Source organism: Alishewanella longhuensis (assembly GCF_014653435.1).
GTDB lineage: Bacteria > Pseudomonadota > Gammaproteobacteria > Enterobacterales > Alteromonadaceae > Alishewanella > Alishewanella longhuensis.
In genome coordinates, this window is the sequence record NZ_BNAO01000010.1 from 45,343 (window position 1) to 70,629 (window position 25,287).

The window sequence follows — 25,287 nt, forward strand, 5'->3', positions numbered from 1 at the left end:
CCTTATGCGATCACGCCCATGTCTTTACCAATCCGAATAAAGGCATTAATGGCCTTATCCAGCTGCTCTTGTGTATGTGCTGCAGAAATTTGGGTGCGAATACGCGCCTGCCCTTTTGGTACTACCGGGAAGGAGAATCCCACCACATAAATGCCTGCTGCCAGCATCCGCTTAGCCATCTCTGCCGCAACCTTAGCATCACCCAGCATCACCGGAATAATGGCATGATCTTTACCGGCTAAGGTAAAGCCTGCTGCGGTCATCTGTTCACGGAAATAGTTGGCGTTTTGCCACAATTTCGCCCGCAGTGCTTCGCCCTGCTCCAACATCTCGAGTACTTTAATCGAGGCGGTAACAATAGAAGGCGCCAGTGAGTTAGAGAATAAATAAGGCCGCGAGCGCTGGCGTAGCCATTCAATAATTTCTTTTTTACCTGAGGTATAACCACCCGAAGCGCCACCAAGGGCTTTACCCAGGGTACCAGTGATAATATCAACGCGGTCTAGTACATCACAGTACTCATGGGTGCCACGGCCATTTTTACCGACAAAACCTACGGCATGGCTATCATCTACCATTACCATGGCATTGTATTTATCTGCTAAATCACACACGGTTTTTAGATCGGCAATTACGCCATCCATCGAAAACACACCGTCGGTGGCAATTAGCTTAAAGCGCGCACCATCGGCATCGGCTTGCTTTAACTGGGCTTCCAGCTCAGCCATATTGTTATTGGCATAACGATAGCGTTTGGCCTTACACAGGCGCACACCATCAATAATAGAAGCATGGTTTAGGGCATCAGAAATTACCGCATCTTCAGCACCTAAAATGGTTTCAAATAAACCACCGTTGGCATCAAAGCAAGAAGAATACAAAATGGTATCTTCGGTACCTAAAAAGGCGCTAATTTTCGCCTCTAAGGTTTTGTGAATATCCTGAGTGCCACAGATAAAACGCACAGAGGCAACACCAAAGCCATGGCTGTTTAAACCAGACTGAGCTGCGGCAATCAGATCCGGATGATTAGCTAAACCTAAATAGTTGTTCGCACAGAAATTTAAAACCTGCTCTGCGCCAACAGTAACGTTAGCTTGCTGCTGTGAAGTGATAATACGTTCTGCTTTGTACAGACCTTCTGCTTTCACCTCTTCGATTTGTTGTTGTAGGTGGTGCAGAAAAGCGCCATTGCGCATAAAGCCTCCTCTGGCAATGTAGGGGTAACCTTGGTTAGCGTTGATTTGACGCCCTATTGTACTTTTTACGCGGCGCCGCTGCAGTGATTATACCGAAGATTGCCGGGACTTGCCCGGCCTGAATGTAAAGAAACAACTACAAATCGGCCGCAGCCAGATCGCTACCTGCCAGTTCGATATAATGTTGTTGTAATTTATTGATATCGGGTAAGGCCTCTGCAGTTGCATAAGGTTTAAATAACAGCAGCACCTTTAACACTCCGCGATACAGATTCGCTTTGTTGACCACAGCATCAGGTGCCTGCGTTTTCAGGTAGCTGATCCAAAAGGTCACTAACAACTTAATGTTATGCGCCACATCGCGAATGTCACTATCGTCTATTTTAATCACACCGGCCTCTTTTAGCGCCTTAATCACCGACATCACCCTGCCAAGCACCCCTTGTTGTACCTGCAGGTAATCTTGTTGCAGCGCCGGATCCCGCGCCAAAATATCGGGCAAATTGGCATAAAAAAACTGAAAGCGCCACATCAGCTCAAAGACTGCATCGAGATAATCGGTTAAGGCATCCAGAGCTTGCGAGCTATGGGCCGGAGGTTTGATGCGGGTATCCAGCAATTTGGCATATTCGCGGAAAATTTGCCGCACTATGTCTTCTTTATTACGAAAGTGGTAATACAGGTTACCCGGACTAATGCCCAAATGGGCGGCAATATGATTGGTGGTGACCTGACGTTCACCCACCTCGTTAAATAAGGCAATGCTGGCCTGTAAAATACGATCTTTTGTTCTGAGCTTCTTTTCCATTGCAGTAAGCAGGCTTCTTTTATTAGGCGGTTATTTTGCTATAGTAACGCCAAACTGAATATAAATGCCAGCCACCTGTTAAAGGCCGTTGGCCGAGGAATAACCTTTGATGAAAATTCGTGCTATTTATCCCGGCACCTTCGATCCCCTAACCAATGGCCATGCCGATCTAGTGCTGCGTGCCGCCCGCTTATTTGATGTGGTTATTGTCGCCGTAGCTGCCAACCCCAGTAAACAACCGCTATTTACTCTGGATGAGCGGGTAGCATTAGCCAAACAGGCTTTTACCGATTGTCCTAATGTCAGTGTTATCGGTTTTTCTGGTCTGTTGGCCAAATTTGGTCAAGAGCAACAAGCGCAAGTATTAATTCGCGGCGTACGAGCCGTTGCCGATTTTGAATACGAGTTTCAGTTAGCCAGCATGAACCGCTCGCTCAATCCGGAACTAGACAGTATTTTTATGACGCCGTCAGAAAAAAACACCTTTATTTCATCAACGCTGGTAAAAGAGGTATGCCGCCATGGCGGTGATGTCGCGAGTTTTGTGCCAGAACATGTGCAGCAAGCCCTGCAGCAAAAACTCGGAATAAAATAAGGTTACCTTTTAGAAAAAATAACGGCAGCTTTTGCTGCCGTTATAGTAGTCGTCTTAACTTGAAATTAGCTTGCCTTAGCGGCTTCTTCTAATGCAGCCAATTTTTGTACTAACTGCTGGGTATGTTGCAAGGACATCAGGTGCGCATAGATAGCCGTTAAATAACCTTGTTTACGCAGCTCCAGAAAAGCCTCATCACTCAGCTCATTTAGCTTTTGATCATCAACCATATGAATGCCGTTGATATTGCGCTTTTCGCCATTGATGGTCAGTGTAAGTACCTGCTCTTTAATCAAATCCAGGCTTTTTAACTTCTCAGTAAAAGTATGGGTGATCTGGCTGTACTCAACAAACTCGGCCATTTGCTGTTTGCGAGTTGTTAAAAACTCGCTTTCGCTACCATCGTCGTTAAATAAAGCAAAACCTTCAGCTTCATTCACCCGCTCAGAGGTTTCATCAATGGCTACAATTAAGCGGTCACTGCCAGGCGCGTCTTGTACTAATACCAGTGGGTAGTTGCGGATCACACGTGGAATGTAAAGCGCATCCCATTTGTCATCTTTAATCAGCAGATTTTGCTGTGCCGCCAAACCGAGTAAAGCTACAGGCTGAAAACGCTCACCTGACGGGTCTTTGACGAACACTACCGGAAATTCTGCGCCAGCTACCACAAACTCATGTACCACTACCGGTAGCATATGCTCATTACCAATATGGCTAAAAGGTCGCACAGTGCTAATTTTGGTTTTAGCGTGAGTTTCTTTATTTAATCCAACAACTTTATTCTGTTCCATATACAACTCTGTTCTCTAGATTTAAAAATGGCCTGCCGTATCTTATCTCTGTTGCCCGGCTGACACTGCTAATGAATGCCGATAGCGTATCTGGCTTCGCTATCGCCTGTTGTTTGTTATATCACAGCTTTATGGCAGCGGTAAGATAGCAATGCCGATTAACGTGTGAATTCATATAATGTTGGCGCATTGGGCCCAATCGGTGCACCAATTAGGAATACCCAAACGTAAAACAATACTACCCAACCAACAAAAAACACCATGGTATAAGGCAGCATGGTAGCAATTAGGGTACCTATACCCATATCTTTTTTATAGCGCGCAGCAACTGCCAAAATCAGCCCAAAGTAGCTCATCATAGGTGTAATAAGGTTAGTAACAGAGTCACCAATCCGGTAAGCCGCCTGAATCACTTCTGGCGAGTAACCCACAATCATTAACATCGGCACAAAGATAGGCGCAAAAATAGCCCACTGTGCTGAAGCAGAGCCAAGGGATAAGTTAACAATGGCGCACATGGCAATAAAGAAGAAAAACACTTCGGGCCCTGTCAGGCCAATAGTTTGCAGCATCGTTGCCCCTTTCACCGCCATAATGGCGCCTAAATTAGACCAACTGAAAAAGGCTACAAACTGCGCGGCAAAAAATACCAACACAATGTAAAGCCCCATCGAGCTCATACTTTTTGCCATGGCATTAATCACATCGCGATCGGTTTTCATGGTACCGACGATACGGCCATACACATAGCCAGGGATACCAAAGGTTATAAAGATAAAGACCACTATACCTTTAAGAAAGGGAGAATCTTCCACCGAACCCGTGATAGGGTTACGCAATACGCCATTTTCTGGCACCACACTTAATGCCAACAATAAACACAGACCAAAAAAGACTAAACCGGCCCCCTTTAAACCACGCTTTTCAGCTGCGGTCAGCGGTTCTAATTTTTGCTCGCCTAAGTCAACCGTTGCGTCTGTCGGGTTGTATTTGCCGAGTTTAGGCTCTACAATTTTTTCGGTAACAAAGGCGCCCAAAATAGCGATAAGGAAGGTACTGACAATCATAAAGTACCAGTTTGCTTCGGGTCCTACTACATAATTTGGATCAATCAGGTTAGCAGCTGAGGTGGTAAAACCCGCTAACAAAGGGTCAACAGTACCGATAAATAAGTTAGCACTATAACCACCTGACACACCGGCAAAGGCCGCCGCTAAGCCAGCAAGTGGATGCCGACCCAAGGAATAGAATATTAATGCCGCCATCGGAATTAATACTACATAGCCCAGCTCAGAGGCTGTGTTGGAAATAATACCGGCAAAAACGATAGTCACGGTAACCATGCGCTTAGAGGCATTCATTACCAAGCCACGCATAGCAGCGGAAATTAAACCCGAGTGCTCCGCCACGCTCACGCCCAGCAGCGCAACCAACACCACGCCAAGTGGCGCAAAGCCAGTGAAATTAGTCACTAGGTTAGAGACTATGCGATGCAAGCCATCTACCGTCATTAAACTCACTACCCGGATAGTACCATCGGCAGCACGGCCTGCGGCACCTTCTGGCCTAGGGTCTATTGCACTTACGTCAAAATAGGCGGCAATACCGCTACCCAGCACTACGGCCAGCGCAAAACAGGCAAAAAGGGTAACAGGATGCGGTAATAAATTTCCCAAAAACTCTACGGTATCGAGAAAACGTGTAAACCAACCACGCTTTTCAGCAACGCTGTTCTGCGCTTTGCTGGAGTTTGTCATTAATTGTGTCCTCTTGGTATACAGCGTGCTGTGATAGCCATCACAGCGTTTTAACAGGCTTCATTATTATCATTTTAGAGCTTTACAGTGCGGCGAAACCGCAATTTAAAAAGGCTGAAGCGCTGCCGGGTACGTAAAGGGGCTAAATTTATCACAGGAACGCTTAAGCGCAAAGCGGCAAAGGGTTAGGCTGCGGCACAGGCTCGATAGTTAACAGCAATAAAACAAGCTGGGCCTGAGCGACCGTTTGACCTTGCACACTAACCGGCTTAACTGATACTCGTCACTTACACCATTAACTAGCTCCCACTTAACTAGCACTAAAGTACCGTTGTCGTGCTAACAGCGTTTTTTTACTATGAGCAAAAGCGAATAGACGTCATCTAGCAGGAGAGCAATTATGCGGGTTGTGATAACAGGTGCTACCGGAGGTATTGGTTTTGCCGTAGCGGAGGCCTTTGCCAAAGCTGGCCACGAAGTGGTCCTGGCAGATTTAAACGAAAGCGCCTTGCAAGAAAAAACAGCGCTGCTTTTAGCTGCCGGCTGGCAAGCACATTATAGCGTGCTGGATGTAACCAATGCGCAGCAGATTAGCGACTGTGCTGCGCGCTTTCCTGCCGATATTTTAATTAACAATGCCGGTATTCAGCATGTTGCGAGGCTGGAAGACTTCCCTCCTGAGCAATGGCGGTTATTGTTAGAGGTCATGCTAACCGGCCCAGCCATGTTAACCCGTGCTATGTTGCCAGCAATGCGCGAGCGTAATTTTGGCCGGGTCATTAACATTGGCTCTATTCATGCGCTGGTGGCCTCGCCTTTTAAATCAGCCTATGTGGCAGCAAAGCATGGTCTACTCGGCTTTAGCAAAGTGATCGCCTTAGAAAATGCCGATAAAAACTTTACCATTAATACCATTTGCCCCGCTTATGTAAAAACACCGCTGGTTGAAAAGCAAATTGCTGCGCAGGCAAAAGAACACAACCTCACCGAGCAACAAGTCATAGAGCAAATTATGCTGGCGCCTATGCCACAAAAAGCCTTTATTGATGTCAGTGAAATAGCAGCCACAGCGCTATTTTTATGCCAAGAAGGGGCTAAGCATATTACCGCCCAAACACTAGTCTTAGACGGTGGTTGGACAGCACGTTAAGCAGGAAACAGGAGCGGCGGTTATGCGGCTGGTAGTAAGCTATAATCTCAGGCACAATCAGGTCATTCCTCCTTGTCGATAGCTGCCACTGAAATGATTCAAAATGGCAGCGGCATAGGCTTAGCCACCCTTGCCGCCATTTCACTGCTGTATTTGTTGGTGCTGTACTGCGTAGGTATTTTTGGCCGGCGCATTACCGCACAGCACCCGCTTGCGCCCTGGGTATTTAGCTTAGCGCTGTCTATCTATTGCACCTCCTGGGCTTTTTATGGAGTTACCGCCCAGGCGGTGGTTAATGGTTGGTGGCTACCGCCTACCTATATTGGTTCTTTTATTCTATTTTGGTTCGGTTTTAAACTCATGTCGCGGGTGGCAGTGGCCTGTCGCCGCTATCGTATTACCTCTATTGCTGACTTTATCGCTACCCGCTTTGGCCATTCCCGCCGCTTAGCGGTGCTTATCACCTTAATTCTGATTATGACGGTGATCCCCTACATCACCCTGCAATTGCATGCGGTAGCCACCAGCATCAATACCTTGGTTGGCGCAGAAACGGGTGAGCATTGGTACACCGATACCGGGCTGTATGTATGCTTATGGATGGCGGTCTTTGCCTTACTCTTTGTGGGTAAAAGTGCCCGAGCGCATCAGCCTAATCCGGGTTTAATGACGGCCATCGCGTTTGAATCACTGGTTAAGTTGCTCGCTCTGCTGGCCATTGCGGCCTTTGTCGGCTTTGGCATCTTTGATGGCTTTGGCAATATCTTTCAACTTGCGGCCGACAGCAGCGCGGTTCAAAAGGTACAGCAGCAGGCGCTTCCTACTTATAGCTATTGGATCCATGTGTTACTGGGCTTTGCTGCTACCCTCTGCCTACCCTGGTTATTTCATGTTAGCTTTGTCGAAAATCAACGCCTTAGCCATTTACGCAGTGCCCGCTGGATCTTCCCGCTGTATTTACTGCTAATGGGTGCCTTTACTCTGCCACTTGGCCTGGCCGGCATTATGTTACTCGGTGAAAATGCCAATATTGATCTGGTAGTACTGCAACTCCCGCTTGCCGCCAACCGCACCGATATGGCGCTTTTGGCTTATTTAGGCGGTTTTTCTGCGGCGACCAGTATGGTGGTGGTGGCCACGGTAGTATTAGGTATTTTAATTACCAATGAACTGTTAGTCCCACTCTTGTTCAGACGCACCAATCTGGTCGATGGCCAAACGCAAGGTGTCAAAGTAGCAACCTTGCGCCGCCTGGCCATGCTAGTGGTGCTGGCACTGGGGTTTATTTACTACCGCTTTATCGGCACAGGCACCGGTTTAGCACAACTGGGGCTAATGGCTTTTGCGTTAGTGGCACAGCTGGCACCCGCGCTTATTATGGGGTTATTTTCACGGCGGATAAATCGTCAGGGTGCCATCGCAGGACTTTGTAGTGGTGCCTGTATCTGGGCTTACGTGCTGCTGTTCCCTGAGTTAGTGCGGGCAGGCATTATTTACAGCGTGATCCCCGAGGTTGGACCTTTTGCCATCAGTTGGTTAGCTCCACAACATTTATTCGGTTGGCAAGGCGACAGTATTACACTCGGTGTGTTACTAAGTTTAAGTATCAATTGCTTAATCACCTTACTGGTCAGCCAGTTTAGCAATACGGGTATTAGTGAATGGCTACAAAGCGGCCGCTTTTTGCGTAGCAGCAAAGAGCCACTACAAAAACCGCTGCAACAATTAAGTAGCCAGGAATGTTATTTGCTGGTGCGCCGTTTCGCTGGGGAGCGAGAAGCGCAGCGTTTATTGCAACGTAATTTAAAAGAACAAACACCTGATTTACAACGCTTAGCCAGTGCCAATCTGTTACAGGCAACCGAGCGCAGCCTAGCAGCTGTACTTGGGGGGGCCTCGATGCGTTTGGTGATGGATGCTTGTGGTCGCCATGCCGGCTTACCCATGGAAACAGTAGAACGTTTTGTTGATGAGGCCGGCCAGGTGTTTCGGTTTAATCAGGGGTTATTGCTTTCCACCATCGATAATATTAGTCAGGGCATAGCGGTAGTAGATGCCGATCAGCGGGTTATTGCCTGGAATCAGCGTTATATCGACATGTTTGCCTATCCACCGGCCATGGTAGAAGTGGGTAAACCGGTCGCCGATCTTATCCGCTTTAATATGCAGCGCGGCTTAATAGACAGCCAGGATATTGAAACGGAAGTAGCAAAACGCCTGGACTTTTTGCGCCAGGGTAGCCAATACCGGGTACAACGCCAGCAACAAGATGGCAGGGTACTGGAGATCCAAGGCAATCCGCTGCCCGGAGGCGGCTTTGTTACCACCTATACCGACATCAGCTCCTTTATTGCCGTACAGCAGCAGCTGGAACAAAGTAATCAATTATTAGAGCAGCGTGTGGCCGAGCGTACCAGTGAACTACAGCAGTTAAATAACCAATTGCAACTGACCCAACAACAGCTAGAGGCCACTACCGTCGCCAAAACCCGCTTTTTTGCCGCTGCAGGCCACGATCTGATGCAACCTTTTAATGCTGCGGCGCTATTTGCCAGCCTGCTTCGGCAAAAAGCCACGGAGCCAGAACTGCAACAACTGAGTGAAAATTTAAGTCAGTCGCTTAATTCTGCCGAAGAGCTGCTAACCGCTATTTTAGATTTAACCAAACTTGATTCCGGTGTCGTTAAAGCCCGCCATCAAGCCATACCGGTACAGCAGCTACTGGACGATATTGGCCGAGATGCCGCTATTTTGGCAGAGAAAAAAGGCCTAGCCTTACATATAGTACCCTGTAATTTAACGGTGAATACCGATCGTAAGCTGCTGAAAAGAGTCCTGCAAAACTTACTGGCCAATGCTATCCGTTATACCCCTAAGGGCCGAGTTGTTTTAGGAGTAAAACGCCGTGGTGTTATGCTGCAACTCTGTGTATTAGACACCGGTGTGGGTATTGCCAAGGCCGACCAACAACGTATTTTTGAAGAATTTCAACAAGGTAGCCAGCCCGACCAAAAAGGCTTAGGACTGGGTTTAGCCATAGCCCATCGTATTAGCACCATCCTTGAGCATCCTTTAACCGTGCAATCGACAGAAGGTCGCGGCAGCTGCTTTAGTCTATTGTTACCCAGAGTAAGCAACGACACTATTACGGTTGCCCCGTTAACGAACGAGCCAGCTATAAGTAAAGATATTAGCGCCAGCTTTACCGGTAAAAAAGTACTGTTACTGGATAATGAACCGCAGCTACTGCATGCGGTAACCACCCTGTTACAAAGCTGGCACTGCCAAGTCACCAGTGTACAGGACCCCGCTGCAGTACTAGCCGCCTTGCAGCAAGGCTTTGTGCCCGATATCTGTTTATTTGATTATCACCTGGATAATGGCGCCACCGGTATTGAGGTGGCAAACCAACTTAGCGCACATTTTGCACTAAATGTGCCCGTAGTGATTAACTCAGCCGATCATGATCAGCAGATCCGCGAGTTGGCACTAAGTAGCGGTTTTTATTTTTTACTGAAACCGCTAAAGCCAGTAGCATTAAAACGACTATTTCAACGCTTGTTGAAATAACCTAGCCTTGGCTAGGCTGGCCTAAGCTGCCAAGCTGGCAAAGATTGCTCGGCTGACAAAGCTAACTAAGTGCATTACCGCGCGCCCTTCTGCAAACTTTGCACACAACAGGAAAAGCACCGTGAGCTATAGCACTCAATAACTTAGCTGATTTTTATTATTCTACAAATTAAAAAATGCTGTTTTTATAATCATAAATTCTAAAAAACCACTTTACGGCCCACCAAACATTTTCTATATATAAATTACTTTAAATTTACATATAAATCACAAATGACCCGTGAACCTCTTTTCAGATTAGCCGCGGTAAAACAGCAAGCCAATCGCCTGGAGGGTGAAGTCATTATTGCGCAGCCGCTCAGTACCAGCGTACTAACAGTTAGTTTAGTGCTAATGGTAATCGCCATGCTAAGCTTTCTGGCTGGGTCAGACTTTAACCGCAAGGCTACTGTCAGCGGCTATTTACAACCCGATATTGGCTTAGCCAAAGTACATGCGAGTCGGCCAGGCATTATTAGTGAGCTTCTTATTGAAGATGGCGCCAGTGTAAATGCCGGCCAGCCATTAGTTCGGTTAACCATACCAGAGTACCTGGCAGAGGGCAGCAGTTTAGTTGACAGCCTACGCTTAAGCCTGCAACAACAGCAACTGCTGCTTACGCAAAGACGCGAGCAGCTGTTAATGCAGTACCAGCAACAGCAACAAGAGTTAACTGAGCGTTTAGCCTATCACCAAAGTGTATTAAGTGAACTTAAACAACAAAGCACGCTGTTACAGCAGCGCTGGCAATTACAACAACAGCGCTTTGCCAAGCTAACCCAGCTAAAAGAGCAAGGGGTGATTAGTAAAGTCGATTGGCAGCTACAACAAGAAAACCTGCTGCAACTAGAGCAGCAAGTAGCGGAGCAAAAAGCCAATAAACAGAACCAATTAGCCGCGATGGCGCAGCTTGCCGGGCAATTGCAGCGCCTTCCTTCTGAGCAACAGCAACAGCTGGCGCTATTGGATAGCGAATCATCACGCTTAGAGCAACAACAGTTAGAACTGCAAGCACGTAATCAGCTATTAATTACCGCGCCAGTTAGCGGCCGTGTCACTAATTTAATCGCCGAGCCAGGTCAGAATATTCATAGCAGCCAGCCATTGCTAACCATCTTGCCAGCAAATGCTCAGTTGCAAGCGATCTTATTGGTGCCAACCCGTGCCTATGGTTTTGTTAGCCCAGGCCAGCGCACCCGCCTGCGTTTTGACGCCTTTCCTTATCAACGCTTTGGTTTATATGAAGGTGAAGTATTAAAAACCGGTCAGGCCATTATCTTACCAAATGAAGTAGACATGCCTATCGCCATTCAGGAACCCGTGTATCGGGTAGCAGTAGCTCTGGATGCGCAAGAGATCCGCGCTTACGGCACAACATTCCCGCTGCAATCGGGCATGCTGCTAAGCGCAGATATCGTGCTGGAGCAACGCAGCCTCCTCAGCTGGTTGCTTGAGCCGATTTTAAGCCTAAAAGGGCGATTGTAAGGCTCAGTAAGAGCCAACCTTTAACTTAAAACGTCTCAAGGAGAGATATTATGCAAGAATTAACATTTGAGCAAGTTGAAGTTGTTAGTGGTGGTGTAAATAATGCTCCGAAAGGTGCCACAATTCAGGATCCCCGAAAGACAATTGAAAATGAATTAAAGGAAATACTAAACAAGCCTTGATGGAGCAGTTTAAACTTGCGGAAAAAGCACGTTTTTCAATCGTTAGAGCTGCTAAGAACATATATCGTGCCAGGAAGATTTATCCTGCTTTAAAAGTTATAATTTTTAACAGATTTTAATTTTCCGAATACGACTATAACGTTCAACAAGCAAAAACTTTAAGCAATAAACGTCTCAAGGAGAGATAATATGAAAAAACAAAATACTATTCAGGAACTTACCTTTGAACAAGCCAGAAATGTGAGTGGTGCTCAAACCACCGTGACTACTTGCACAAGTACAGAGAGGACCATAGGACGCTGTACTGCGAGGAGATGCACAAAGGTTGAGGTAAAAGTCTGCAATACGGTGACAAAACCTTAATAAATGTATGTGTATATAAGCCCTCAGTGTAATCAGAGGGCTTATTTAGACTATGGAGCTTTTATGGTTAATATAATTAATCTGACAGCATTTAGCATCTTTATTTTTTCACCCAATGTAACAGAATATGTTTCCTATAAAGAGTTTATTGAAAAATTTGGTGAAGAAGGCTTTAATTTAATACGACAAGCAGAGCGAAACCACACTCAAAATTACTCAATAAAACCTGAGGAGAACTCTTTAATAGTTGTGGGCGACATCACACAATCAATGTATAAAGATATTTTAAATCATGTCATCAATAACGATATTAAACGCATTATTATTACCTCTCCTGGTGGTGATATTGATGCAGGAATCAGTATTGGATATTTGATATACAAACACAAACTAGATATTGAGATTATTGATTATTGTATTTCAAGTTGTGCAAACTATCTTTTCACGGCAGCAATTAACAAGACAATTCGAGACGGTGCAGCTGTTATTTGGCACGGCAACACTCAACAGAAAGATTTTCGTGAATTTGATCTATGCGGCAGAACGGTATCATCACTTGATGGTTTACCGATCGATGATGAAGAAATCGCCGAATTAAGTTCACCGGAAGGACAGCATGAATGGAGAACTAGGCAAAAACGTGAGCATGATTTTTATCAGTTAATTGGTGTCAATGATTATATAGCGCGAGTTGGTCAGGAACCTAAAAACTATGGTGATTTCACGATGCCCGTGAAATATATGCAACAATTTGGTGTTACCAACATATATGCACCAAAGAATTACGCTGAAGCCGACTACTGCGAAAGCTTTAATAAGTTAAATCCGAGTATCGCTCTAAGCTGCATTTCAGTTTCAGAAACACATTTTGAATACGAAAACGAGCGCAAAATGTTCGGGGAGCGATGCGCTCACGATGGAACATTGATTATCAATAAGAATTCAGATGATCTACCAATCCGAAGCCGCTGAATGTGGGCTGGCCTGTATAGCGATGATCGCTAATCATTATGGCCATCAGCTTGATCTGACCACACTGCGAAATCGGTATAGTGTGTCGTTTAAAGGTGCCAACTTACAGCAATTAATGCTGCTTGGGAATGAGTTAGGTTTGGCTAGCAGGGCATTAAAACTGGAATTAGATGACTTAGGTAAATTAAAAACGCCTTGCATACTACACTGGGAAATGAACCATTTTGTGGTACTGAAAAAAGTCCACACGCATGCTGTTACTATTTTAGACCCTGCCATAGGAGAGCGAAAGATCGCTTTAAAGGATGTAGATAAAGCGTTTACCGGCATTGCGCTGGAGTTAACGCCTACGGCTGAATTTAACAAGGTCGACGAGCGTGTTAGACTTAGACTTACTGCTTTTTGGAGCAAAGTTCATGGCTTATGGCCCACTTTATTTAAGATGTTCATCCTTTCATTACTACTGCAATTATTCTTACTAGCCTCGCCATACTATACCCAACTAGTTGTTGATGAAGTGTTAATTAGCCATGACAAACCACTGTTAGTTGTTCTAGCACTTGGTTTTGGTTTATTGGTAATTATTCAGGTGATTACTCAAACCTTACGCGGCTGGGTTGTACTATATTTGGGTGCCATGATAAACGTGCAAATGGCGACTAACTTAATGCGCCATCTATTGCACCTGCCTTTAAGTTACTTTGATAAACGCCACATTGGAGATGTGGTGTCGCGCTTTGGCTCTTTAAATTCTATTCGCGAGTTATTTACCAATAGTTTAGTGGAGGGATTAATCGATGGGTTGATGGCGCTGGTGGTGCTGATAATGATGTATCTTTATAGCCCAGAACTTGCGCTAGTGGTTGTAGTAGTTGTGCTACTCTATGCACTTATTCGTTTTATTTTATACCGTCCGCTACATCAGCTTACCGAAACCAGCATTATGGCAGAAGCCAAGGAACAAACTAACTTCATGGAATCAGTACGCGGCATGCAAAGTATTAAGTTATTTGGTCAGCAAACGCAGCGGCTAAGTCTTTGGCAAAACAGGTATACCGAGGCAGTTAATCAGGAGTATCGGCTAGGAAAATGGCAGCTCGGCTGGCACAGTACTAATCAGCTATTATTTGGTATCGAACATATTTTGGTGGTGTATTTAGCAGCAATAACGGTAGTTAATACGGAAATGACAGTAGGAATGTTATTTGCTTTTTTAGCTTACAAAACCCAGTTTACCAATCGTACTGCAGCCCTTATCGACAAACTAATCGAAGTAAGAATGACTCGACTTCATTTAGACCGTCTTGCTGATATTGCTTTAACAGACCAGGAGCAAGAGGGGCTAACCCATCCGAATAGAACTATCAGCGGTAATATTACCATCAAAGCCTTAAGATTCCGCTATGCCAGCAATGAACCCCTGCTATTTAATGATCTAACTCTAAGTATCGAGGTCGGAGAGAATATCGCCATTATTGGCCCTTCCGGCACCGGTAAAACGACCCTCCTAAAATTGATGCTAGGGCTACTTACCCCTGAAAGCGGTAAAATAGAAGTCGATGGTATCGACATTAAACAGTTAGGTCTGCGCAATTACCGCAGCCAAATCGCCGCCGTAATGCAGGATGACCAGCTAATGTCCGGTACCTTAGCCGAGAATATCAGCTTTTTTGACCCGCAGTTGGATATGCAACAGGTCTATGACGCCGCTGCATTAGCGGGTATTCACCAGGATATTAGCAGTATGCCGATGGGCTATAACAGCTTAGTGGGTGATATGGGCAGTTCACTCTCGGGCGGCCAAAAGCAGCGGGTACTCTTAGCCAGAGCGCTCTATCGGAAACCAAAAATCCTATTTATGGATGAAGCCACCAGCCATTTGGATGTGCAGCTGGAGCATTATGTCAATCAGGCCATTAAGCAACTTAAGATGACCCGCATAGTGATTGCCCATCGCCCAGAAACGATTCTAAATGCCGAACGCATTATGCAACTGCAGCAAGGGCAGTTGCAGGATATTACCGCAGCCTATAAGGCACAGTTTGGTTTAGACACAGCAACTGATAGTTAAAACGACTTAGGCAATTGTGCCGCTGGGAGCAAAAGCTATGTTGGGCTAGCAATGTTGGGCCAGCAATTCTCGCACAGCATTCAAATAAAGTAAGGGATAACATGAAGCAATATTTTTTTATCGGCTTGTTGATTGCAATTGTCGTTATTTTCGTCATCAAGTACGCTGTTACAGAACGCGCGATCGAGCCTCGCCCAAAATACGAAAATGTGCGCGAATATATACATCAAATGGTTTTTGCCAATGGCATTAGATCCAGGGCTTTAAACTGGGAGGTGCTGCCAATACCGATTTATCTTGATCTACACAGCGCTGATATCAGAAGCAAGATCGAAAATACCATGCGCACCATTGAGCATAACGTTGGTGTTCCGCTATTTTTAGAAACCAATGACTATCGGCAGGCGCAAATATTTCTAGTAACGTCTCGGACAGGTCAAGAAAGACTACCGGATTTTTTAACTCGATTCCTACTCGAAGTGCTTGGCTCAAAATGGCTTGAGCTTTTCCAAAATAAAGCGCCAGTTATGTTTGATGCTGCAGCTTACCCACAAGCGCCCGATCACCCTTGTTTTACACAAGAGTTCTTTTCCGATCCTTCTACACAATATGACGGCGGCAATAGAAAACCAACACAAATGCAAATCTTTATTGGCGGGGTTGCTGAAATTGAAAACGATATCCTTAACGAGTGTTTAATTGAAGAGCTATTACATGCTGCTTTTTTCCTGCGTGATGCAGATCTGACTCATGGCAAGCATTCAATTTTTAATCAATCTGCTCACGCAGATAGAGCACGATTGCCCACTCAATTTGATCTATGCCTCATATCAGAACTCCTTAACGGCTCTTTTGAGGCGACTGCTCTTGATAAAATGGCGAGTTCAATTCATCGCAAGCTAACAAACGGGGAATGCCCAGTTTGGCGCAACTGACTTGGTTGATACTAATTCACCCATTGATTGTAAGATTAAGCTATTAATTTTATTCGCTACTCCATCTGCTCTGGCAATTTCAGCTTTTCAAATAAAATACCGGCCAAAGTGCGGTTATTGACATTGAGCTTACGTAAAATGGCGGAAACATGCTGCTTGATAGTGGTTTCCTGTACGTTCATCTCATAGGCGATTTGTTTATTTAGCAGGCCGTCGGCAATCATTTTTAATACCCGAAATTGCTGTGGGGTGAGCTGTTCCAGCCGCTGGGCAAAATCGTTATCAATGAGTACCCGGGCATTTTTTACATCGTCAGCCATTTCTGGCGGCAGCCAAGTATCGCCATTCGTTACCGCATTAATGGCTTCAGAGAGTAATTCTAAGGGTGCAGATTTGGGAATATAAGCCGCCGCGCCAAGCGCCAGCGCTTGCTTAATAATCACCGGATCCTCTTCAGCAGAGACCATCACCACCGGTACATCAGGATATTCGGTGCGTAGTGCTGTTAGGCCGGTAAAGCCGTCGGAGCCGGGCATTTTGAGATCGAGGAAAATAAAGTGGGTATCGGGGTGTTGGCGTAGCAGTGGCCAAATTTGTGCCATTGTTTGCGCCTGTAACAATAACGCGTCTTTGCCTAAAATAGCCGCGCAAGCTTGCGACAAGGCAATACGAAATAAAGGATGATCATCGGCAATAATAGCTATCATAATAAGACTTCTAAGCAGTTTTGCCCATAATGAACCGGGGCTAACGCCCCGGCAAGGTTTTTCTGGTTTAGAAACGGTAACCCACCGTTAGGCTAAAGGTACGTGGATCGGTATAAAACCCTAATACGGAATTATCTAGTACCGGGCCCGCAAAGTTATAACCTGCTATGCGCGCTTGTTTATCACCAATGTTTTTGGCTTGTAGCGAAACATCCCAGTGGCCATCGTTCGAATACCAGGTGGCGCCAGCGTTAAATACCGTATAACCACCAAAATCCAATAAGGATGGAATTTCAAAGATTTGCGTGGCACCACGATGTGCCATATTTGCCGTAAGCACCACTTCACCAAAACTGGTGGCCATGCTGTAAGTCCCTGCCAATGTTGCGGTTAAATCTGGTGTATTGGCAAAAGACCACAGGTTTGATACATCAATCACCTGTTGCAGATTCGGGTCGAAGAATTCTACCTCGTTAAACTTGGCATCAACATAACCCACTATAGCCGTAAGGTTAAAATCACGGGTAACCGCTAAGGTTGCTTCTAATTCCACGCCATTGATATCAGCATTAGCCGCGTTTAGCACTTGCGACGCTACCGTTACAGTTCCCGGCGCGGTCTCTACTGAACGCTGCACAGTCACCTGCATATCATCATACTTCGCCATAAAGACGGCAGCATTTAAGCGTAAACGCTGATTAAACCACTCGCTCTTCATGCCCAGCTCAAAGGTATTAACCGTTTCTTCCTGATAAGGTTTATTGGCATCCGGGTTAATCGCCTGATTTGCCCGCATATCAAAACCACCCGACTTAAAGCCATTGGTATAGCTACCGTATAGCATCAGATCACGGCTATGTTGATACTCCAACCCTAAGCGGGGTGAGAAATGGCTAAAGCTCTCGCTGCCCTGAAAATCCGTTTGTACGCCAATAATAGTGCCGCCCGTTTGCCGCGGGAACTTATAACCATTGTACACATAACGGTAAACCGAGGCGTCTTTGTCATCTTTGGTAAAACGACCACCTAAGGTCACAGACCACTTATCATCTAGCTGGTAGCTACCTTGCGAGTAAAACGCCAGGCTGTCCGTTTCTACACAGCCGCCATTTTCTGTAGTGGTTAAGCCATATACCACCTGACCAAAGGCACCGCAGGCATCACCATTATAATAATAAATACCGCTGGCAACTTTTAACCGCTCAGCACTGTACAGAAACTGCAGCTCTTGCGAGGTTTGTTTGTCTTCATAAAAAGCCGGGATATCTAAGGTTGGGAATGAGGTGGAATCAAAATCGATATTAGTATCCGTTACGCCTTTACGACGGGCGGTAATTGACTTCACTGTCCAGTTGTCGTTTAGATCCCAGGCTAAAGTTAGCGATTGCCCCTCGGTTTCTACCTTATTCGTTACGGGCATACTGGTATTAGCGTCATATACCTTTGTTGGCCGGGTATCTGTTGGCGCCAGCGCGCTGGGGAATAACCGGAAACCACCGCGTGGGTTAGAATCATCCACCGTTTTATCGGCGGCAATATTCACCCGGAAATTGTCGGCGGCATTCCACTGCAGGCTCAGCCGGCCGGACATCAGATCTTTGTTATAGTTATCATCGCCGGTATTTAAAAACTTACCAAAACCATCGCGATTAAAGGTAGCGAAGGCACCACTAACAAATACGGTATCGCTTAAACCGGTTTGGCCAGAAAGGCGCAAGTCGCGCTGGTTATAACTACCTAAGGTACCGCGGATGGCAAATTGATTATCGCCAGTAAGCTGCTTGGTCACATATTTTACCGCGCCGCCTATGGTATTGCGGCCATAAAGGGTACCTTGCGGGCCCCTTAGCACTTCGATCCGCTCTACATCATATACATCCAAAGCCGCGCCTTGTGGCCGGGCTAAATACACATCATCGATATAGATCCCCACACCCGGCTCAAAGCCCCATAGCGGATCTTGCTGGCCGATACCACGGATATAAGCCGTTAAGGTGCTGTTGGTACCACGCGAAACCTGTAAGGTGGTATTGGGTGAAAACTGCTGCACCGACGTAATGTTATCAATACCGCGCTGGGCTAACTCTTCCTCACCAATGGAGGTTACCGCTACTGGCACTGTTTGCAGGTTTTCTACTGTGCGCCGGGCTGTTACCTCAATACGTTCTAATTTTACTTCGTCATTATTTTCTTGTGCCACAGCAGGCATAGCGAGACAACTGCTGACCGCTAACGCCAATAAGCTGGGTTTTAGGACGGCAGGGTAAACGGCTAAGCGCTGCGGATTGTTATTATTCTTGGCCATATGGCTCTCCTGTTGAGTGTTGTGCAGTCTGCATCTTGTCGGTGTGATTTTTGTTATTCATTTAGCTGTTGGTAATAGAGTAGCCCCTATTGCGGAATTATTAATCTGTACCTTAGTACTATGGTGAGGATGAACAGACTGTATCAGACTAGAAAAAAACAAGAACAAGGATTATCCGATGTTAGGTTCGATAGGAATACTTAGTTTGTTTGGACTATTGCTCGGCCTGGGCTTGCTAATAGTGCTAACCATGCGCGGTTTTAATTTGTTTATCACCGCACCACTTTGCGCCTTGTTAGTAGCCGTTACAAACGGCATCCCCTTTTGGCAACTCAGCGATAAACTGGATTTTGTGCATGGTTATATGTCCGGTTTCTCGGGGTTTGTTGCGGCCTGGTTTCTGATGTTTTTGTTAGGTTCGCTCTTTGGCAAGCTAATGGAACATACCGGTGCGGCTGATGCGGTGGCTTTAGCTATAGTGAAAAAGCTCGGCCATACCCGCGCAGTGCTCGCTATTGTCTTGGCGTGCGCGGTGTTAACTTATGGCGGGGTAAGTTTATTTGTGGTGGCCTTTTCGGCTTATCCCATGGCAGTTAGCCTGTTTAAAGGCGCAAACCTACCCCGGCGCTTTATTCCAGCTACTCTGGCGCTGGGTTCGGTAACCTTTACCATGACCTCGGCTGGCTCGCCAGAAATTCAAAACTGGATCCCTATTCCCTATTTGGGCACTACCCCTTACGCCGGTTGGCAGGTCAGCTTAATCGTGGCAGTTTTTATGGCGGTCGGTGGCTATTTGGCTTTAATGTGGATGATCAAAAGCGCTGTAAATAACGGCGAGCAATTTGTTAGCCGGCAAAGCGATCCAACCTTAAGCGACAAAGCGCTGCCGCATTGGTGCACAGGTTTAATTCCCTTGCTGGTAGTGTTGGTTACCTCTTTTATACTGCACGATAGCTTACAGCAAGCGGCCTTAATTATTGCGTTAGCTGGCGGCGTAGTCAGTTTGTACTTACTTAATTTTCGGTTTTTGCATAATCCCGGCGCTGCCACCAATGAAGGCGTGCTTGGCGCCCTGTTAGCTATTGGTAATACCGCCGCCGTAGTGGGCTTTGGTGGTGTCGCTAAACTTACACCGGCTTTTAATCAAGTGGTAGATTATATGACGCACCTGCCCGGCCCCGAGTTAATTGGTGCAGCGGTAGCGGTAAGCGCTATTGCCGGCTTAACGGGTTCGGCTTCAGGTGGTCAGGTTATTGCATTACCTGAGATTGCTCCAACCTACCTCGAGCGCGGAGTAGATCCAGAACAACTACACCGGGTAGTGGCTATTTCCTCGGGTGCCTTAGACTCTCTGCCGCATAATGGTTATGTGGTTACCACTATTCGTGCTATCTGTGGTGAAACGCATCAAAACGCTTACTGGCCGGTAGCAGTCGTCAGTGTACTTACCCCACTAGTGGGCGTGGTACTGGCTATTGTGCTGTTTCAGTGGTTCTAGTTTTGTAATTTACCCGACCAAGCTTAAAGGATATTGCTAATGCTAAAGACGTTTTTCGTTACCCTGACACTGCTGCTCTTTTCATGGCAACTTAGCGCAACCGACAGCCTGCTCGTCACCAAACAGGCTTTTGAAATTGCAGAGTTCCGCACGCAAAATGGCCAGGCGATCAGCCCGGTGCGGGTCGGCTGGGAAGCCTATGGCACCCTTAATGCCGATAAATCTAATGTAATTTTAATCACTCACTTTTTCTCTGGCACCTCGCATGCGGCAGGTAAATATCAGCCAGACGATGCCATAGCCGGCTATTGGGATGCCATTATTGGCCCAGGTAAAGCTATTGATACCAATAAATTTTATGTGATTAGCGTCGATACGCTGGTTAATGCCAATGTGTATGATCCTAATGTGATTACCACTGGTCCGGCGACGATTAATCCCGCTACTGGTAAACCCTGGGGCTTACGCTTTCCGGTGGTCACTATTGCGGATTTTGTTGAAGTACAGCGACAACTATTAGATAGCCTGGGCATTGATAAATTGCATGCGGTGATCGGTGCCTCCATGGGCTCTTTTCAGGCTATAGAATGGGCCGTGCGTTACCCTGACCGCGTACAGCGATTAATTCCGGTGATTGGCAGTGCTTATCTGGATGCCTGGGCGGCAGTGCGCTTAGAGCGCTGGGCCTACCCAATCAAACAAGATCCAGCCTGGCGTAACGGTGACTATTATGATCATGGGCAGCCGCTGCAAGGTTTAAAAACAGCCGTAGCCTATATCACCCAGGACGCACTTTATCCAACCGCCTTTAATGCCCGTTTTGGTAGCCCAACAGCTGATAAAGCGCCACATAACGATATTCTGGCACCCTTTACTGCCTGGCAACAATTGTTGGCGCAAGCCGAACAACGTGCCCGCTTGCAAGATGCCAATCATATTCTCTATTTGGTACGTGCTTCACAGCTATTTCGGGCCGGCATGGGCGATAACTGGCAAGAGGCATTAAGCCGGGTAAAAGCTAAAACCTTATTTCTGCCCGCTAGCGGCGATCAACTATTGCTGCCTGCTATGTCACAGCAAAGTGCTGCCGCAATGCCGGAAAGCCAAGTGAGTTATGCCGAAATCCCCGGTGATTGGGGGCATTTGGATGGTGTAGTAAATATCAGCGCCGTTGCCGATAAAATTGCCGCTTTTTTACAATAAAGATTACATCGATTTTCCTGGCGGGAGCGGCTGGTTTAGCGCTCCTTTTTTATTTACCAATTTCTGCTAAGCTGAAATGGAACCTAATCTGCTTTGAGAACTTTGGATGTTATCAGCAGTAAAGCGACAAGTCCGTTTCCTTACCTTATTACTGCTTAGCACTCTTTTCCTGCTAAGCAGTAAAATCGCTAACGCCAACACAGAACCACACACCACTAAAGTCAGTGCCAATCGTTTGATCTTTGCCAGTAGCGAGTACCTGCCCCATTATGGCACCGATTTGCCAAAGCAAGGGGCGGTAGTTGAAATAGTCCGCCGGGCTTTTGCCTTACGTCAGTTGCAGATTGAAGTGGCTTTTATGCCCTTTGCCAGAGCCTTATATGATACCCAACAAGGGCAGTTTGCCGGTATTATCGCTATTTGGCATACCGAAGAACGCGCAGAAAACTTTCTGTACTCTGACCCTATTTATGCTACTCAAATGGTCTTATTCAAAAGAGCTGGTGAATTTCAATATTTTAACAATCTAGCAGATTTGCTTAATAGCGAAGGTACCCTGGGGCTAGTGACGGGTTATGCGCAAAATACACTGCTGGCGAATAGCCGTTTTAACAAAGTAAGCGTGGCGACCGATGAGCAGATATTTAGCATGCTGGCATTAAGGCGCGTAGATTTAGTGCCAGCAGACTTACAAAATGGTTTATATCTGATCTCTAAACTGCCAGCAGCGCAGCGGCAAGTGCAACTAGATTGGATAACTCCGGTACTGGAACATAAACCTATGCATCTGGCTTTTCCCAAAAATCGACCTGAGAGTCTGCTTTTACAACAAGAGTTTAATTTAGGGTTACAAGCGCTTACCGCCAGCGGCGAGTTAAACCAGATTTTATTAGAGTTACTGCCAGAGCCTGCATCCAGCCCACTGCAGTAAGTCGCAGCCTGCGCTGTTATGCCGGTAGCAGGCGGGGAAATAACACTAAATGATCTAAATCCAATCGAATACCAATTTGCTCGCCTATAGCGTGATTATGGTGACTTAATGCCAAACAATATACCTGCTCACCGGAAGCGAGTGCCAGCGTATACAAAATATGGGAACCTCGAAAAGACTTATCCAATACGGTGGCTTTAATCTCACTATCATCATCATGCACTATGTCATCAGGCCGGATTAACACATCAACTTTGTCCCCAGCCTGCACCTCAGCTAAATAACGCTGCCGGAAAATACCCAGACAGGTTTCCACTTGTTGTTGATCTAACATCACGCCGGGTAGCATCACGCCCCGTCCAACAAAATCGGCGACAAAACGGCTGGCTGGTCGATGATATAATTCATATGGGGTAGCCCATTGCTGCAGCTGACCATGCTGCATTACACCAATCATATCGGCCATGGCAAAGGCTTCAAACTGATCATGGGTCACCAGTACGGCGGTAATTTGTAACTGTTTCAATATCTTGCGAATGTCTCGCGCCAAGACCTCGCGGAACTCCGCATCTAAGCTAGAGAAAGGCTCGTCTAATAACAGCACCTTAGGCTCGGGTGCCAAGGCTCTGGCTAGCGCGACGCGCTGTTGCTGACCGCCGGATAGTTGATGAATATAACGCTGTCCTAAATCCGGTAAACCAACCAACTGCAGCAATTGTTTTACTTTAGCTGTTTTTTCAGCTTTACTCAGTTGCTTTAAACCAAAGCTAATATTGTCGGCTACCGTCAGGTGCGGAAATAAGGCAAAGTCTTGAAATACCATCCCCACTTTACGCTGCTCTGGCGCCAACTGCTCACTGGCACTACTGACTTCCTGCCCCTGTAATCGCACCACACCAGCCGCCGGCGCTTCAAAACCGGCGATCGCCCGTAAAATCGTGGTTTTACCGCAACCAGAAGGCCCAACCAAACAGCCAATCTGCCCTTGCGCCAGCGCAAAGGTGATGTCTTTTACCACCTTATGTGGGCCATAAGCGACCGCTAGCTGCTCTAATGCCAACATTATTCCACTCCTCGCATCCGCCGCTCAGTAGAGCGAGCCAAAATTATTACCGGCAATAAACCCACTAAAACAATTGCCAAAGCCGGTAAAGCCGCATCAGCTAAACGCTCGTCAGACGCCAATTCATGTGCTCTTACTGCCAAAGTATTAAAATTAAAAGGGCGTAAAATCAAAGTAGCAGGCAACTCTTTTAAGACATCCACAAAAACTAGCAGTAACGCCGTTAAAACACTGCCTCTGAGCAGTGGAATGTGCACCCGCCTTAATACTTGCCAAGGGCTAAAACCTAAAGAGCGGGCGGCGTTGTCCATGTTAGGTTTAATCCGCTCTAATCCCGCTTCAATACCATGCAGCGATACCGCTAAAAAACGTACACTATAAGCTAATAACAGCGCCACTATAGTACCTGAGAGCAAAAGCCCGGTACGAATACCAAACCATTGTTCCGCCAACAAATCAATCCTCTGATCAAACCAGGCTAGCGGTAACATCACGCCTATGGCAATCACCGTTCCAGGTACGGCATAACCTAAGGCCGCTAATTGCACCGGCAAGCGCACTACAGGGTCTTGCTTTAAACGGCGTGCATAAGCAAAGATCAGAGCTAGCAGCACTGACAGCAGGGCAGCAATAGCCGCCAGGGAAAAACTATTCCACACTAACTGCCAAAAGGCCGCGTTTAATGTACGCTGCCAATTTGCGAAGGCCCAGCTGGATAATTGCCAAGCGGGTAATAAAAAACCTAATATTACCGGCAATAGACACAATACGAATAAGAGCAACTGGCGGGCAGGACTAACCCGGCGGCGGGCTGGTGCACTGTGTTTTTGTCCCTGATGATAGTAACGCACTTTGCGCCTGGACCATTTTTCTAACAGCAGTAAAAATAGCACAAAGCTGGTTAATAACGCCGCTAACTGTGCTGCTGCCACTGCGTTGCCCATGCCAAACCAAGTTCGAAAAATGCCGGTGGTAAAGGTGGGTACCCCAAAGTACTGCACCGTGCCATAGTCAGCAAAGGCTTCCATCATGGCCAGCGCCATGCCGGTTAAAATTGCTGGGCGCGCTAAAGGTAAAGCTACTTTCCAAAAATGGCGACGCGGGCTTAACCCCAAAGTACGACTGGCTTCCAGCAACGAGGCAGATTGCTCAGAAAACGCATTACGCGCCAGCATATAAACATAAGGATAAAGTACCAGCGAGAGCATTAATACTGCGCCAGCTAATGAGCGTATTTCTGGGAACCAGTAGTCACCAAAAGACCAGCCAAATACTTCTCGCAGCCAGCTTTGAAGGGGGCCAGCAAAATCCAACATACCGGTGTAAGTATAAGCAATAATATAGGCAGGAACCGCCAGTGGCAGTAACAACAGCCATTCCAAATAACGCCGGCCAAAAAACTGATACTGGCTAATCAACCAAGCGGTACTGGTACCAATGAGCAAAGCACCTAAGCCGGTGCCACCTGCTAATACTAAGGAGTTGACAATGTAATCGGCCAGTACGGTTTGCCGTAAATGCTGCCAAACATCTAATTGCGGTGAAAAAAGACTAGCAAAGACTATTGCGACAGGCAGGGCAAGCAATAGCGCTGGTACCAACACCGCCCAGCGCCAGCGATCAAACAACTTCACTTTTAGCAAGGGAGTTGCCTCCCTTG

Annotated in this window: 19 protein-coding genes; 11 read left to right on the forward strand and 8 right to left on the reverse strand. The window is 46.6% G+C overall.

The window, feature by feature from the left end; all coding sequences use genetic code 11:
* Positions 1–2: 2 nt before the first annotated feature.
* Positions 3–1,199, reverse strand: a complete 1,197-nt coding sequence (locus IE163_RS15870) for a glycine C-acetyltransferase (protein ID WP_189433979.1) — start codon at positions 1,197–1,199, stop codon at positions 3–5.
* A 136-nt stretch (positions 1,200–1,335) separates the two neighbouring features.
* Positions 1,336–2,007 (reverse strand): TetR/AcrR family transcriptional regulator, encoded by a 672-nt coding sequence (locus tag IE163_RS15875; protein WP_189433980.1) that lies wholly within the window; start codon positions 2,005–2,007, stop codon positions 1,336–1,338.
* Between the two features lie 109 nt (positions 2,008–2,116).
* Between IE163_RS15875 and coaD the strand changes: the two genes are divergently transcribed.
* Positions 2,117–2,602, forward strand: a complete 486-nt coding sequence (coaD, locus tag IE163_RS15880; protein WP_189434087.1) for a pantetheine-phosphate adenylyltransferase — start codon at positions 2,117–2,119, stop codon at positions 2,600–2,602.
* A 65-nt stretch (positions 2,603–2,667) separates the two neighbouring features.
* Here coaD and IE163_RS15885 read toward each other — a convergent pair whose 3' ends face one another.
* Both IE163_RS15885 and IE163_RS15890 read right to left on the reverse strand, forming a co-directional pair.
* Complete coding sequence (locus IE163_RS15885) at positions 2,668–3,396, reverse strand: SapC family protein (protein WP_189433981.1); 729 nt, start codon at positions 3,394–3,396, stop codon at positions 2,668–2,670.
* A gap of 158 nt (positions 3,397–3,554) precedes the next feature.
* The gene (locus tag IE163_RS15890) at positions 3,555–5,153 is read right to left on the reverse strand and encodes an AbgT family transporter (protein WP_189433982.1); all 1,599 of its coding nucleotides are present in this window, start codon (positions 5,151–5,153) and stop codon (positions 3,555–3,557) included.
* Between the two features lie 400 nt (positions 5,154–5,553).
* On the opposite strand from IE163_RS15890, the gene IE163_RS15895 reads away from it, so the two are divergent.
* The 7 genes from IE163_RS15895 (at position 5,554) to IE163_RS15920 (ending at position 15,920) form a co-directional block, all read left to right on the forward strand.
* Complete coding sequence (locus IE163_RS15895) at positions 5,554–6,303, forward strand: 3-hydroxybutyrate dehydrogenase (RefSeq protein WP_189433983.1); 750 nt, start codon at positions 5,554–5,556, stop codon at positions 6,301–6,303.
* A gap of 72 nt (positions 6,304–6,375) precedes the next feature.
* Positions 6,376–9,873 carry a hybrid sensor histidine kinase/response regulator gene (locus tag IE163_RS15900; RefSeq protein WP_229833608.1) on the forward strand — a complete coding sequence of 1,166 codons (3,498 nt, stop codon included), beginning with the start codon at positions 6,376–6,378 and terminating at the stop codon, positions 9,871–9,873.
* Between the two features lie 273 nt (positions 9,874–10,146).
* Positions 10,147–11,397 (forward strand): HlyD family secretion protein, encoded by a 1,251-nt coding sequence (locus IE163_RS15905; protein WP_189433984.1) that lies wholly within the window; start codon positions 10,147–10,149, stop codon positions 11,395–11,397.
* 50 nt (positions 11,398–11,447) lie between these two features.
* Positions 11,448–11,579, forward strand: coding sequence for a hypothetical protein (locus IE163_RS17925; RefSeq protein ID WP_268248635.1), 132 nt, complete (start codon positions 11,448–11,450; stop codon positions 11,577–11,579).
* 426 nt (positions 11,580–12,005) lie between these two features.
* Positions 12,006–12,914 carry a hypothetical protein gene (locus IE163_RS15910; RefSeq protein WP_189433985.1) on the forward strand — a complete coding sequence of 303 codons (909 nt, stop codon included), beginning with the start codon at positions 12,006–12,008 and terminating at the stop codon, positions 12,912–12,914.
* Positions 12,889–14,985, forward strand: a complete 2,097-nt coding sequence (locus IE163_RS15915; RefSeq protein WP_189433986.1) for a peptidase domain-containing ABC transporter — start codon at positions 12,889–12,891, stop codon at positions 14,983–14,985. The genes IE163_RS15910 and IE163_RS15915 overlap by 26 nt, the downstream gene beginning before the upstream one ends.
* Positions 14,986–15,086: 101 nt before the next feature.
* On the forward strand, positions 15,087–15,920 hold the full coding sequence (locus tag IE163_RS15920) for a hypothetical protein (protein WP_189433987.1): 834 nt from the start codon (positions 15,087–15,089) through the stop codon (positions 15,918–15,920).
* A 56-nt stretch (positions 15,921–15,976) separates the two neighbouring features.
* Here IE163_RS15920 and IE163_RS15925 read toward each other — a convergent pair whose 3' ends face one another.
* A complete protein-coding gene (locus IE163_RS15925; RefSeq protein ID WP_189433988.1) occupies positions 15,977–16,627 on the reverse strand; it encodes a response regulator transcription factor in 651 nt (216 codons plus the stop codon).
* Between the two features lie 67 nt (positions 16,628–16,694).
* On the reverse strand, positions 16,695–18,932 hold the full coding sequence (locus tag IE163_RS15930) for a TonB-dependent receptor (protein WP_189433989.1): 2,238 nt from the start codon (positions 18,930–18,932) through the stop codon (positions 16,695–16,697).
* A 196-nt stretch (positions 18,933–19,128) separates the two neighbouring features.
* Here IE163_RS15930 and IE163_RS15935 point away from each other — a divergent pair, with 196 nt between their 5' ends.
* The 3 genes from IE163_RS15935 to IE163_RS15945 all read left to right on the forward strand — a co-directional run bounded on the left by IE163_RS15935 (position 19,129) and on the right by IE163_RS15945 (position 22,564).
* Positions 19,129–20,430: a GntP family permease gene (locus tag IE163_RS15935; protein ID WP_189434089.1), complete on the forward strand. Its 1,302-nt coding sequence runs from the start codon at positions 19,129–19,131 to the stop codon at positions 20,428–20,430.
* 39 nt (positions 20,431–20,469) lie between these two features.
* Entirely contained in the window at positions 20,470–21,633 is a 1,164-nt protein-coding gene (locus tag IE163_RS15940) for an E22 family MetX-like putative esterase (RefSeq protein WP_189433990.1), read from the forward strand.
* Between the two features lie 106 nt (positions 21,634–21,739).
* Positions 21,740–22,564 carry a substrate-binding periplasmic protein gene (locus IE163_RS15945; RefSeq protein WP_189433991.1) on the forward strand — a complete coding sequence of 275 codons (825 nt, stop codon included), beginning with the start codon at positions 21,740–21,742 and terminating at the stop codon, positions 22,562–22,564.
* A 16-nt stretch (positions 22,565–22,580) separates the two neighbouring features.
* On the opposite strand, the gene IE163_RS15950 is transcribed toward IE163_RS15945, so the two are convergent.
* Together IE163_RS15950 and IE163_RS15955 are read right to left on the reverse strand one after the other, a co-directional pair.
* Entirely contained in the window at positions 22,581–23,627 is a 1,047-nt protein-coding gene (locus tag IE163_RS15950; RefSeq protein WP_189433992.1) for an ABC transporter ATP-binding protein, read from the reverse strand.
* Positions 23,627–25,270 carry an ABC transporter permease gene (locus IE163_RS15955; RefSeq protein ID WP_189433993.1) on the reverse strand — a complete coding sequence of 548 codons (1,644 nt, stop codon included), beginning with the start codon at positions 25,268–25,270 and terminating at the stop codon, positions 23,627–23,629. The genes IE163_RS15950 and IE163_RS15955 overlap by 1 nt, the downstream gene beginning before the upstream one ends.
* Between the last annotated feature and the right edge of the window lie 17 nt (positions 25,271–25,287).